The organism is Acinetobacter sp. D009, from assembly GCF_038562025.1.
GTDB classification, from domain to species: Bacteria; Pseudomonadota; Gammaproteobacteria; order Pseudomonadales; family Moraxellaceae; genus Acinetobacter; species Acinetobacter pittii.
Map to the genome: position 1 here is coordinate 3,675,334 of NZ_CP151886.1, position 13,763 is coordinate 3,689,096.

Sequence of the window (13,763 nt, forward strand, 5' to 3'; positions counted from 1 at the left end):
AGTGTTTCATTAATAGACTCATATTTTTAAACCAGTAATTGTATCGATTTAATCTAGTTATATTTGCAGGGTATTGGCGTTATCCGATGCGTAGATATACATGGCACCAATTGAAAACAATCCAGATCAAATCTTTCTTGGGCAAGAAGCTGTTGTAAACAGATTGAAAAGATAAAGTTATGATCATAGACATAGCTTTGGAAATAATATTCTTCTGTCTTTTGAATATCACGAGTTGAATCGAGAAACTCTATATGTTCAGCTAACACATGAAAGTTGAGCTTCTTTAAATGACGACTCATTCCTTCGCCAGTACATTTAATATAGGATTCTTTTAAGGTCCATATTTGAAAAAACCGTTGATATACAGTGGATGGATCAATCCTTTCATTTTCCTGAATCCATTCAATTTCACTTGGCGCTAACACGCTATCGACACGCATCCAATCGAACTCACGGTCCACCCGTTCAACATCGACTCCTATTTCTCCTTCTTCAGTCACCGCAAGAACAATAACGTCTGCTGAATGACTAAGATTGAAATAAACAGCTTTATTGCGTTGTACAAAAGGTTTGCCGTTAGGTTGTAATTGAATGTTGACCTCATGGGGTGAAATACCCATCTTATCTGCTAAAACAGACTTCGTTAACACACGAGAAATTAAGAAAAGCCGTGCAGCATGAGGATGATATTGATCATATCTCAACTTTTCTGCCGCATTGAGAAAGCTGAGATAATGACTCAATATGAGATGGTTTTGTGGCACCCGTGAAACTGGGCAGACATAAACCTGTACTTTGGAAATATCAGACATCACTGAGCTGTACTGTGGTGCTGATATATTTGGTTAGAACTGGTGTGAGATAATCATAAACCGCTTCTACATGGGTAACGTGCGGATTATGGCCTGCGCCAGCAATGATATGTACAGGAATATTAGGACTTATTGTAGTAACGATTGGATCCTTCTCTCCAACAATGATTTCAACTTTAGAGCCAAGCTCGTTTAACAAAGCTGTTTGAGATACTCTCTGCTGAGGCAAACTAATACGATGCATATACTCACTAATATGCTTGGCTACCGACACCCGATGTAATGAATCCATCGCATAACCAACAGATAGATTTTTTTGTCCATCTGGATGCAGGTTTTTAGCAATTTTATCTTTCGATACAAAACGGAAAATTAGATTAGAGATCGTTTGTATTTGAAATATTTTTGCGGCCTGTGCCTGCACGAAATAAGGCGATATAAGGATAAGACGTGCAACTTTATTTGGATATTTCTGTGCAAGACTCAATGCAAATAAACATCCTAACGAGTGAGCAATAACAACACTATTTGGTGCTAAAAGCTTTGCAGCATTATCAATAAACTGATGATTGTTATCTTCCATCACCTCATAACTACCTGAACGCCCAAGTCCAGGTAGGTCCATCATAACGACCTGATCATAGGTGATTTTATTAATTATTGGGGACCAACATGTGCTATCGAATGGAATGCCGTGTAAAAACAATGCAGAAGATTTTTCTGAACCAACTGGTTGTTTAGTATAGATTTCTGTCCAATATCGATTCTGATAGCTGAAACAGCTAGGTGTTGGAGCTTGCATACGACCAAAACGTGTAAGGACCAGATGATCAATCCAACGAGAAAAATAAGGACTGGTATTGATTAGGTCTGCGATACCCATCTTAACAGCTATCTTTTCTGTCTCAGCGACATGATAGTTTTCATTAGAAATGAAAGCGAGCTGCTCTTTTGAGCCACCAAGCAATGCCTCAGGTAATTTCTCGAGCAGAACTTTAGGTATTTGCAAATGTGGTGCGCTAACCCCTAAATGCTCGGCAGCTAGGTTAACTAGACGATGACATTTAGGTGTCGCAGGATCAAGTAATACATACTCCTGAGCAATAGTCTCAGGAAAAGATATCGTTCGGATGAGAAAGCTCACGATATATTGCATATTGCACAGTGGCAGAAATGTATCACTCCCACCAGGCAGCGCCAGCAGACGTCCTTGATATAACTTATCAATCATTTCGGCAATACCAATATATTGCATATCACCATAAGTATAAAAACCATCAATGACTGTCGCCGGATTTATTGCGGTCCATGGCACATTTAAACGCTTACATGTCTCAATAAAAGCCTGATGCCCTAAAATTTTCGAAGCTTCGTAACCACCATATTTATAATACAAATCATCAGCAGACTCTTGCGGTGGAGTAGCGACTCGATATCCACCAATCCAGATAAATCGCTCAAGCTGCTTCAATGTCGCAGCCCATTCAATCAGAGCAAGTCCTGATTTTACATTCGTACGCTGAGCTTCAGCTTTGCTAATGCCCCAATTAAATGATGCTGCAAGATGATAAACAACATGGATCTTTGTTTGAGCATCCGTTAGTAGAGAGTCCAACTTAAAGTCATGACTTAAATCATATTCAACAAAAGAAATAGATGGATCTGTCAGCCCTTGTGTTGCAATGAAACCTAATAGCTTTTCTTTCTTAGTTGCCGTATTGCGTAGTGCAGCAATCACCTGATGACCTTCTCGTAGAAGTTCAACGATCAATCTGCTGCCAATAAAACCTGCTGCACCTGTTACTAATATGGTCTTCCGTGAAAAATTATCTTTTTTTGCATTATTTAAATTATTCATAAATCACCTTAATTAGGGACTGCAAACTCCAGCATTGTTTTGGAGCGAATTATCTTAAAAGTTATATCGAACCTGGGCATACACCAGACTGTTATCTCTAAATTGTCCTAACACCGTATCATTTCTACCCCAGAATCGATCGCCACCTGCATTCAATTGCCAGTGATCATTAAGGTTGTAATTAATACGAACTCTCAACATCTCATTGGGCTCTGGTGCAAAATAGAAACCTGTTACTTCTAACTTTAGATTGTCATTCAGGAGGTTAAGTGCATAGCGCAGCATAGCTCCATACTGATCGCGCTCATATTGGTTACTGATGGTTTGCTGATAACGGTAAACTTCTCTCAATAATGGATTTGTTAGACTATCGGCAGATCTTAAGTCCTCCGTATGTTTATAGACACCTACTAAACTCACGGTGGAATTCTTCAATGCTAATTCTGAACCCATGACCACGGTCAGATTATTTTTTTTGTGCGTAAGATCTTCACTACCTTCTGAGTCAGTCTGGGTATATGCTGCTTCACCGCGCCATACGATATCGTTATGGTTATAACTGAAATCAAATCCATAGACAGACATAGGATTATTTTTCAGTTGTAAAGTTGCTCCTGTTTGAGATAACGACTGGAGTGACAGATCGGGCATATGATCCAAACCCGAGAAATATGATGCACCCACATCTAAACCATCTACAGAATAATCCCAGCGCACTGCAAATGCAGGTCGGCTCTTACGGTCTATGTCATATTGAACACCAGTAATCTGACGCAATGGAATTACATCTGAACGACTACGCGGATACCACAACGCTGTCCATTTATTGGTTCCAGATTCAGGAATATACGTCAATTTAAGTGCATCATTTCCAAGACGTTGATCTGTCTCATCTGGTACTAAGCGCGTATAGTCACGGGGCGATAGATTATCTGTTGGATTAATCCCATCAGCTCTCCCCCAGACGACAATCTGGCGACCAACATCTAGATAGAACGTCTGATCCCAGTTGTAAGAGGCATACAACTCACGTAAGTTGCGATTCACCTTACTCACCTGATCTGGGTTTACAGTATGGTCCGTTTCGTCTCCAATATTTATGTCGTAATGGATCTTAAACTCAGGGTTAAACTTGAGCGTGCCATTGGACCAGAAACTTGCTTGCCCAATGTTTTTTAACGAACTTAAATCACGATCTGATGACCAGACATCGAGTCTGGCCGAGTTCTGGCTTACAAAACTCATTTCGCTGTCATCTGCATAAGCATGCTGCAGCAGCATAAAGCTACTGCAGCATGCAAATACCCAATAGGCACCTTGCGTCATTTTTCAAGACTCTGAGGTGAGAAAAGCTTGTCGGATAAAGTTTTTTCTGCAACAAAATCATTGACGATCACTTGTGTCATATGCTGAGTTTGCAGATTCTTCGCCATAGATTTCATGGCTTGCCATCTTGGTTTCACTTTGCCGTAAGGACGGATATCCGTGAACTCAATATGCTTTAACGGTTTGCCTGCTGTGTCCCATATATCGATGGTTGCTGTCACAAAGTTGTCTTTGAGAATACACATGCGACGTTTGCTATAACCAAAGTCACTCTTCACCGTATTATTGATTGGCGTTGCTTCAATCGTGTAGCAATCTTTGCCATTAAACTTGCCATCTGCCAGTTTGGTGTACTTCCAGTCACTTAGCTTATAGCCAAGTACATCACCATAACTAAAGTCCGTACCAATAAAAGCATCACCCTTATTCGCTGATGCAAGACGGCGTACTTTTTTCAATGCAGGCAAATAGACAAACATGCTATCACTGCCTTTTGAGTTCTCAATCAATAACGTCGTGGTTCCCTGTACATCTGCAGGCGAGATAAACTCGGTCAAACGCATATTGTTCTGAGTATTTCCAGCAAGCTTGGTCATATTTTTAGTCAAGCGCACACGTTGCTCGCCATTTTTAGAAGTCAAAATAAATTTGGCACTAGCACTTGAGGTCAGAAATTTAGAGGCATCATCACTACGATTAACAATGTCTTGAACTTCATCTGCATGAGATGTTTTAGGTAATGAAAAGGTGAGCACAGTACCTAACAAAAGGCTTGTCACAACAGTTTGTGCAACGGGGATGCTTTTCTTATTTGAGGAAAAGATGAAACGAGGTTTTAATATTAGAATCATTGTAGGTACCATAATTAAGGTTGCAAACACACTGAATAGCATCGCAATCACAATAAACATCGCCAGCCATTGATGTACGTGGAAGCCCTGCGATAAGGACAATACGCCATACCCGCCAGCGACCGCAGTCGCGACAAAAAGAGAAGCCTTACCAGCGGTACTTAATGTTTTACGAATAGCATCTTTGATATCTCCCCCTTCTTCGCGCAAGATTTCACGCAAACGATAGAGGAAATAAATTGCGTAATCCGCACCAATACCTACAGCCATGGCCGAGATAAGGGAATTTGGAATATTGAGCGGAATGTCGAGCCAGCCCATCACACCAAAGATGGCAAGAATTGAGAACAAAAGTGGTGTCAGAACAATCAGTCCAGCTGAAATCGAACGGAAGACCAGTGCTGAAATAAAGAATACGGCAAATGAAATTTGTAGAATGTTCATAAGCTTGCCGTGAACCATTGTTTCAGTCAAAGCAATGGTTTGCGTCACGTCACCACCAAAACTCACTACAGCCTTGTCACCCAATTGAGCCGCCATATACGTTTTTAGCGACTCAAGGATTTCTTTGATACGGTGGTTGCTGCCCGTTTTCATAAGAATCGTGATCTTGGCATAGCGCTGAGTAGTATCAATGTAGGATTCAAAATCAGTCGGCTCACCAGACATTGAATACAACAGCAGATATTGAGCAACAACATCTTTGGTTGCAGGAACCTGAAATGCCTGTGGCTGATCGGCATTCATTGCCTGATTCATCCTTTTGATATAGTCCACGATAGAGATTGTTTTACCAACCTCTGGAATTGAATTCGCGAACTTCTCTGTATTATCAATCGCTTTTAGGATCTCTGGGTTTTCAATACCGTCACGGACCTTCGTATCGACCATAATATAAAGGCTGTTTGTGCCACCAAGTGACTGATTCAAGAACCTGTCATCCTGCTGCATCGGAAGATCACGTGAGAAGAAATTCCGACTATCGTTATCTACCACAATACGGCTCGTGCCGATCGCAAGAAAAACACCAATTGCCGCAATCGCAGTCATTAATATCATTCGTGGACGAACTGACAAAATGGCATCGCCAATACGATTTGGAATCCAATCCCAGATCGGTAGCCCTTTGCGTTTGACCTTGGTAACCGAAGGCGGTGGCAACATTGAGCGTAGTGCCGGAATAAAAGTCATCTCAATGATCAGCGTACTGATGATCCCGATTCCAGTAAAAATACCGAATGAACGAATGGTTGGAATATTGAAGGTCAACAGAGAGAAGAATCCAGCTGCCGCAATTCCGCCAGCCAGCACCATAACTGGACCAACACGAACTAAAGACTGCACCACAGCTTCGCTATTGGCAGCTTTAGGTTCCATCCCTTGAGCAATCAGACGATCAAAATCTTCATAGTAGCGTTTGAGCAACTGCACGGCGTGCCCTGCTGCAATGGCCAGAATCAAAATTGGTGTAGGCGAGTTAAAGATATCCATCGGCTGTTTAAACAGCCCCATCATGCCCATACCCCATGCCACAGCAAGCAAAGCTGTAACGAGTGGCAGGATTAAACCCTGCTTACTGCGGAATGCTTCAAAGTGCAACAATCCAATCACCAGTACGGCAATCGGGAACAAAATATTGATACGCTTAGAGTAATCTTCAGCTTTATCTAGATAGACAGGATTACCGCCGACACTGAGCGTCATATCTTTAGATTGTTCGCTTTCTACAATTTTGTTGATCGGAGCCATCATCTTCTGGAAGCCCTCTGGACTTTCCTCAAGCTCAAGCAAAATTGCAGCAGTTCTTTGATCTTTAGACACCACTGAATTCATATAAGTTGGATTCATTGCCAACACTTTTTTCAGTTGATCGATATCATCCTGAGTGACTGAACTGGTCGGCAATAATTTTTTGGCATCAAACCCTTCCGAATTAGCCATGATCCCTTTCGCTTGACGTGCAGCCAAACTCATCATAGTTGATCGAACAACGCCGGGGGCGTTGTCCACTTCTTCGGTAATACGTTTGACTTTTTCCAACACTTGCGGCTGATAAATATCACCTTGCTTCGGTGTAATACCGATCACGACCATATACTTGGAGCCGAATTTTTTTTCGATCAGCTTGGTCGAGGTGATATAAGGATGCCCATTCGGTGCAAGTGCGCCTGGATCAATAATAATTTTTACACCAGATGCAAGATATGCCAAAGCAATCGTCAAAAGCATGACCACCGTCAGTACAATACGGCGATGTCTGAGAATCCATCGCGCATATTGCTCCATCACTAGATGAGTCTTTTGAAGTGGTTTTTCGATCTCTTGCGATGACTCTTTGATCTCCTGCAATGGTTTTTTGATCTCTGGCGATGGTTCTTCTATCTCCTGCAATGGTTTTTTGACTTCTACCAATGGCTCTTCAATCTCTTGCGTTTGCGTACTCACTGCCTCATAGGTTCCGCCCTTCTGAGCCAGCGCCTGAAGATTAGCAAGATCTTTCTTGAACTGGGCAAGAACCATTTTTTTTAGCAGTGCATTAGGAAATACACCAAAAAAGCCGCCCGGCTCTGCCTCAAACAACCACTCAATCCATGTACCTTCTGGATGCGGTTTGAAGCGATAAGTACCTTTGTAATAAAACGGTCCTTCCAACACTTGGAAGGCATACAATTCGTTCGGTACCAGATGTGTAATTTCACCTTTAAAGGCCAACTCACGACTAGCAAAGCTCAAATTGAGTTCATACTTGCTGCCCACACGCGGAGTAGTGTCTAGTAGCTCTGAATGCTTACATGACAATTGCCAGCTTGCATCATTGCCCGGGTTTGCAAGATATTTAAAAACCTTATCAATCTCGGCCGGTATAAGGAAAGCATGTTCTATGGTCACCATAGTGGTTCTACCTTCTTGTATTTCTTATGCAGGAATTGGATACATCTGATCAATTGCCTTGGCCACAGCCGCAACGTTCTCAGCGAACATAATCGATGAATGGTCACCAGGTAGATCCACTTGTGTAAGCGTATCTTTGATCAAATGATCCCAGCCGAGACTTTCCCCAAAATCTTCAGACTCATCTTTGGCTTTAACCAAGAGGATCGGAAAATCTTCAGGCTCTGGGAAATAGGTTTGAAGTGCGACGCCATTAGCCAAATAGGTATCAAAGTAAAGTCGGAAATCTGATGGGTTAGCATCCAGAGGTATGACATTGATGGCCTTAGCTTCTTTAAGCACATGATCAAACATGTGATCTGGACTCAATTCACGCAAGTATTGCGCTGATATCGTCAGCTTTTTGCCATAAGGCACAGCCAAATCACGAGCAAACCAAGACAAAAGCATGGCATCATCAGCATCTTCAGGCACATTCTCTGGAATTGGAGCACGTGTATCGATCATGACAATCCCTGTGACCTGCTGCCCCATTTGACGCAACTGACGACTGATCTCGTATGCAATCGCACCGCCAAAACACCAACCACCGAGGAAATAAGGCCCTTGAGGCTGCATTTTTTGCATTTCAGCAATATAGAGTGTCGCCATTTCTTCAATCGCCACTTCAGCAGCATCTGCTTCGATCAGACCCGGAGATTGAATAGCACGTAAAGTACGGTTCGGGTTGAGATGACGCGAGAGTTCCATATAACAGAAGGTACTGCCACCAATCGGATGGAAGAGCCATAGCGGCTGTTCATAAGTTCCGCTGCGCAGTTCGATTACGATTGAAGGTTTGATTTCTTTATTTTCACGGATGATCTCCCCCAAACTCTCAACAGTTGAGTACTGTGCAAGTAAAGCAACTGATAATTCGGTACCAAATACCTTCTTGAGATGATTGACAAGTTTCACAGCCAGTAATGAATGCCCACCTAATTCAAAGAAATCATCATGTATACCAACTCGCTTGACTGACAAAATCTGCTCAAAGGTAGTACATAACTCGATTTCAATCGAATCGCGTGGAGCAACATAATCGTTGCTCTGCTCAAACACTGGCTCAGGGAATGCTTTACGATCTAACTTATTGTTAGCCGTCATTGGAAACTCATCCAATCGGATAAACGTACTTGGCACCATATAAGCCGGAAGATGGATTTGCAGAGTCTTTTTTAAACCAGCCATTTCAATATCATGTCCAGTCACATAAGCCACCAGTTTCTGATCATTGTCGGCTGTGGTCTTAACCAAGACTACTGCATCTGTAATACCATCGATCTGTTTGAGGACATTCTCGATTTCGCCTAGCTCAATACGGAATCCACGGATTTTGACCTGAAAATCCAGACGTCCATGATGAGTCAAACGCCCATCCATTCGCAGACAGACTTTATCTCCGGTGCGATAGAGTCGACCAGCATTTGGTAGGGATGGTAAAGTTCTAAATTGTGCATCTGTCAACTCAGGTCGATGCCAGTAATCGACTGCAAGACCATCGCCTCCAATCCAGAGCTCTCCCATAACGCCTCGTGGAACCAATCGCTGCTGTTCATCAAGAACATAAAGCTGGGTGTTCGCCATTGGTTCGCCTAAATCAATATATTTGGCATCGGTGATGTGGGCTGCACTGGACCACACAGTTGTCTCGGTCGGGCCATAGACATTCCAAAGGCAGCTGACTTTGCTCAGTAGTTTTTCTGCGAGTACAGGATCTAGCGCTTCGCCTCCGCTAAGTGCAGTTAGATGTGGGATACCTTTCCACTCACTGTCCAAGAGCATTTTCCAAGAGGACGGCGTTGCCTGCATAACATTGATCGACTTCGCCTGCATATACTCAACCAGCAGGTTCCCATCTAGAGATATCTCACGTGGGCACACATGCACCACACCGCCGTACATCAGTGGAATCAATAGTTCAACAACAGAAATATCAAACGCATAAGTCGTGATCGCTAATAACTGCATATCAGCAGTTGCTTGCAGCCTATCATTCACAGACAGTAAGAAATTAGCTATTGAGGGATGCCCAATACGCACGCCTTTAGGCTTACCTGTCGAACCTGAGGTGTACATCACATAAGCGGTATCACCAAAGGCAAGCGTCTCACGTACTTGCTCAAGGGGAATAACACCAGCTTGATTGATATCTAGACGTGGTACAGAGACTGTAAGAGCATCCATCAAGTCAGTTTGAGTCAAGATGACTTTAGGTTCAGCATCTTCTACGATGTTATGCAAACGTTCTCTTGGGAAACTAGGATCCAACGGTACATATGCTGCTCCTGCCGCCCAGATTCCGAGGACTGCCGCGGGCAATAGCACAGTGCGGTCTACCATCAGACCTACACGATCCCCATTGGTAATGCCATGTGCACGTAAATATTCAGCAATCCCAGCAATATGCTGACCTAACTCATGATAGCTGACTGCATGGTCTCTAGAGGTCATAGCATGATTGTGACCACGCTCATCGATCTGCTTTAGAATCATTCCCAGTAGATCATGTCGAGGATAATCAGTCACCTGACCACGTAGATAGCCTAGCTGAATACCATTCGCATAATCAGGTGCGATATCTAACTCAACGATCTTACGTTCAGGATGAGCCACCATTTCCGATAGTACAACTTGTAGTAGTTGCACCATATTCTCGGCAGACTCAGCAGAAAATATTTCAGAGTTGTATTTCAGTACACCAACCAGTTCACCCTGATATTCACCGCCCATTTCTAGCATAATATCTAGTTGGCCTTCTTGTTGGCGAACTGGAAAGCTTCCTAGCGTAAGGTCTTGACCGGCTAAAGTAGCTGGATTTTGGATTGGCAAGAGTAGTTCTTTAAACTCATCCAAACCACCTAGACGTTCCCAGAACATTCCAACCTGAGCCAATGGATTAATACTGCCATCACGCTTTGGTGAAACAGCTTCAACCACTCTGGAAAAAGCAACTTTTTGATGCTTGAGGCTCTGTTTTAATTGTTCCTGCACCTGCTGTGTAAATTGACGTAAAGTCTGATCAGCATCGATGTCTATGTTAAGAGCAATTGTATTAACAAACTGTCCTAGTGCATTGCGCAAAGAACGTTCAAGTCGGCCTGCTACTGCTGTGGCAACGACTAGATTATTTTCATTCGATAGTTTGTTCAGCAGGATATAGAAGCCCGATAATACAAGACCGAACAAGGTAATTTCATAATCTTTCGCCAAGTTTACAAGACCAGACGATACTGACTCAGGTACACGGAAAATTACCGAGCTACCTTTATGTTGTTGCACAGCTGGACGTGGATAATCAAGTGGAATGCTATGCACATGTGGAGCATGCTTTAACGCATTTTTCCAAAACAGTAAGCTTTCATCAGCATCACCGATCACGTTGCTCTTCTGCTTATCTGCATATTGAGCGAACTCGATTCCGTTCACTAGATTTGAGTCTGTTACCAGTCCAAAACGCTTGCAGACATCACGCAGCAATAGACCAATCGACCAGAAATCCATTAAGGCATGATGAATCACAACTGCAATCACATAGTGATTCTGACCACGCTCATAACAATGGATACGCCACAACGGTGGCTGAGTCAGGTCAAATGGTTGCTTGGTATCCTGTTCGACTAATTTCGTCAAATCAGAAGCTTCAACATGACGAGCATCAGAGAGAATGATATTAGGATATACACGATCCCAAATGATTTGCTCGATACCCTGATCATTGGCAGGCATGCTTACACGTAGTAACGGATAATCATGTAACACTGCTTCCAAAATCTCCATCGGCTTGTTGCCTAATGGCTGGTTGACCTTCACATCAAAAGCCACCACCATATTGTAGGCACTGCAAGTTGGCTCAAGACGCTGGATATACCAAATACCAAGCTGTTCTGCAGAAATCGCATGACGCGACAGAATTTTTGGTTCTATACTCGCAATGTTATTCATGAAGCAACTCCCTGTTGCAACTCAGAAACTAGATATTCAGCCAATGCATTGATTGTTGGGTAATCCCATAGCAGTGTCGGCTCAAGTTCCAGTTTTGTCAGATCTTCCAAGTCCCCAGACACAGACAAAGCAACAATTGAATCAAGACCATAACTGGTAAATTTCTGCTCTGGATCAATCGTCTCAGGCTCTACACGCATCTCTTTAGCTACTAGCGTACGAATGATCGCGCTCCAGTAAACTTTATCCTTATTCATGGGGTAATCTCCTCTTTAACTGGTTTGGCATCACGCGGTGCCAATGCGAAATCGATAACAGATAACATGTGGTTGGTTGAAATTCGGTCTAGCAAATCTGCTAATGTGCTTTCACGTAATGACGTAATAGGAGGAGAGGTCTGCCCTTCAGCAGCATTTAGGAAAATGATCAACCATGCTCCATCCTTTAAAGCAGTCCTTAAGCCATGACGGTTGAAGACCCAGAAACCCAGCACAGCAATGCGGGCAAACAGTTCTGCGTAGCCTCGAGCGAGACTAAAACGCAACGTTTCAAACTCTTTGCTTTCCTCAGAGCTTGAAAAGTAATTCTGAATTTTTTGATCTAATGTACGCTGTTCAACCAGAAGCCGATCTGCATGCTCACGTAGCGTAGATAGCATTTCAGTAGACAACCCTACTGTGGCTTCGGCATCGTTGAGCATTTCAATGATTGTCTCCAGTGACTCCATCACCAAATCGCCATCTCGGTTGAAAATCTCAAGCCCACGGAAATCAATAGCGTCTGTCTCCACTTGTAAGTCATACAACTGACGATAGAGTGCTTTGGCTTCGGCTTGGTTGAGATGGTCGGCTTTTTTGCTACGACCTTTATTGGCTGATTTGAGCTGAAAACTCAGACTGTCTAGACAAACGGTGCTACTTCCGTCAAACACACTAACAATCAGATGGTCTCTGAATGCTTTCTGGTACATTCCATCTGCATATGCATTTCTTAAGAAGAAACGTGACCCAAGCACTGAAGAAGTGATCTTGGCAAGTGACTCTACATACTCAGGCACCAGTACCTTGACGATTGGCGACCATGTACTGAACTGATTAATACAAACGTGTAATCCGCGCGCGCCAACGAGTGATAACACCTCCGCTGCTAATAGATAGGCATAGGCTGTAGCGAGCTGCTCACGCACCAGTGGAATGCTTATTACTTTTTTGTTATATAACTCGCGTTCGATAGCAAACTCGGTCGCGATTCGTAGCATCGTATCGCCAGCCCCCAGCGAGAAACTGCTGCAATATGCACGCGTTACCTGTAGGGTTTTGAGTCCAAGTTCTAACCCTTGGCCCTCTTCACCGATCAAAGCATCTTTGTGAATTTCAGCGTTGTTAAAGCCAATACCACTAATATCTAAACCACGCATACCCACTGTTGGCAGGCGGTTCAGACTATAGGTTCCTTTAGAAGCCATATGACGCTTATCAAGCCAGAATGCGCTCAAACTACGTGGTCCACGATCGTTCGATGTTTTAGCGATCAGGCTTAAAGAGTCTCCTAAAGTGGCGCGGTTGATTGACCATTTTTCGCCATTTAAGATGTATTTACTCTCGGCAGACTGGGCTGTCACTTCACTAGATAATAGGTCAGCACCATGCGCTTTCTCGCTATAAGCCAGTGCTGGAGCAGCACCACTTAAAATTCGACTAGCAATATTTTGGCATTGATTCGCATTACCGCCGATCCATACGATCACAGACCAAGCATTCGTGCTATAGGTCGAATTGATAGTTAGATCTCGTCGTGCCAACACACGATGCAGATATAGCAACTCTTCACCAATTTCCATACGACCTCCGAGCTCTGAAGGTACATAGAAACGGTTCATACCCACCGCATTCAGAAAATCAACAGCACGCTGAGGATATTGCTCTTTCTCATCACGCTCGATGGCAGCGGGCCAAGAAAAATCGTTGTTGTTATCATGTACGGAGCCTAAAATTTGCTCCAGACGAGCAGCAGACTGAAACTGCCGCAAATTGGATG

The 13,763-nt window shown here is 43.2% G+C and carries 7 protein-coding genes; all 7 read right to left on the bottom strand.

Features of this window, described 5'->3' with window-relative positions; translation table 11 throughout:
* Positions 1 to 53 precede the first annotated feature (53 nt).
* The 7 genes from AAC388_RS17580 to AAC388_RS17610 are packed head-to-tail and all read right to left on the bottom strand — an operon-like array spanning position 54 to position 13,755.
* Positions 54 to 815 carry a 4'-phosphopantetheinyl transferase superfamily protein gene (locus AAC388_RS17580; RefSeq protein ID WP_320561893.1) on the bottom strand — a complete coding sequence of 254 codons (762 nt, stop codon included), beginning with the start codon at positions 813 to 815 and terminating at the stop codon, positions 54 to 56.
* Entirely contained in the window at positions 808 to 2,673 is a 1,866-nt protein-coding gene (locus tag AAC388_RS17585; protein ID WP_342370988.1) for an alpha/beta fold hydrolase, read from the bottom strand. The genes AAC388_RS17580 and AAC388_RS17585 overlap by 8 nt, the downstream gene beginning before the upstream one ends.
* Positions 2,674 to 2,727: 54 nt before the next feature.
* Complete coding sequence (locus AAC388_RS17590; protein ID WP_342370989.1) at positions 2,728 to 3,999, bottom strand: porin; 1,272 nt, start codon at positions 3,997 to 3,999, stop codon at positions 2,728 to 2,730.
* Positions 3,996 to 7,742: an outer membrane lipoprotein-sorting protein gene (locus AAC388_RS17595; RefSeq protein ID WP_342370990.1), complete on the bottom strand. Its 3,747-nt coding sequence runs from the start codon at positions 7,740 to 7,742 to the stop codon at positions 3,996 to 3,998. The genes AAC388_RS17590 and AAC388_RS17595 overlap by 4 nt, the downstream gene beginning before the upstream one ends.
* 24 nt (positions 7,743 to 7,766) lie before the next feature.
* Complete coding sequence (locus AAC388_RS17600) at positions 7,767 to 11,726, bottom strand: amino acid adenylation domain-containing protein (protein ID WP_342370991.1); 3,960 nt, start codon at positions 11,724 to 11,726, stop codon at positions 7,767 to 7,769.
* Complete coding sequence (locus AAC388_RS17605) at positions 11,723 to 11,983, bottom strand: acyl carrier protein (protein ID WP_002118032.1); 261 nt, start codon at positions 11,981 to 11,983, stop codon at positions 11,723 to 11,725. Before AAC388_RS17605 ends, AAC388_RS17600 begins: the two co-directional genes overlap by 4 nt.
* The gene (locus tag AAC388_RS17610) at positions 11,980 to 13,755 is read right to left on the bottom strand and encodes an acyl-CoA dehydrogenase (RefSeq protein ID WP_262448539.1); all 1,776 of its coding nucleotides are present in this window, start codon (positions 13,753 to 13,755) and stop codon (positions 11,980 to 11,982) included. The genes AAC388_RS17605 and AAC388_RS17610 overlap by 4 nt, the downstream gene beginning before the upstream one ends.
* Positions 13,756 to 13,763: the final 8 nt, after the last annotated feature.

What these genes read in the sequence shown, in the direction of transcription:
- AAC388_RS17580 (WP_320561893.1), bottom strand. Translation starts at nt 815, where the DNA reads ATGTCTGATATTTCCAAAGTACAGGTTTATGTCTGCCCAGTTTCACGG.
- AAC388_RS17605 (WP_002118032.1), bottom strand. Translation starts at nt 11,983, where the DNA reads ATGAATAAGGATAAAGTTTACTGGAGCGCGATCATTCGTACGCTAGTA.
- AAC388_RS17595 (WP_342370990.1), bottom strand. Translation starts at nt 7,742, where the DNA reads ATGGTGACCATAGAACATGCTTTCCTTATACCGGCCGAGATTGATAAG.
- AAC388_RS17590 (WP_342370989.1), bottom strand. Translation starts at nt 3,999, where the DNA reads ATGACGCAAGGTGCCTATTGGGTATTTGCATGCTGCAGTAGCTTTATG.
- AAC388_RS17600 (WP_342370991.1), bottom strand. Translation starts at nt 11,726, where the DNA reads ATGAATAACATTGCGAGTATAGAACCAAAAATTCTGTCGCGTCATGCG.
- AAC388_RS17585 (WP_342370988.1), bottom strand. Translation starts at nt 2,673, where the DNA reads ATGAATAATTTAAATAATGCAAAAAAAGATAATTTTTCACGGAAGACC.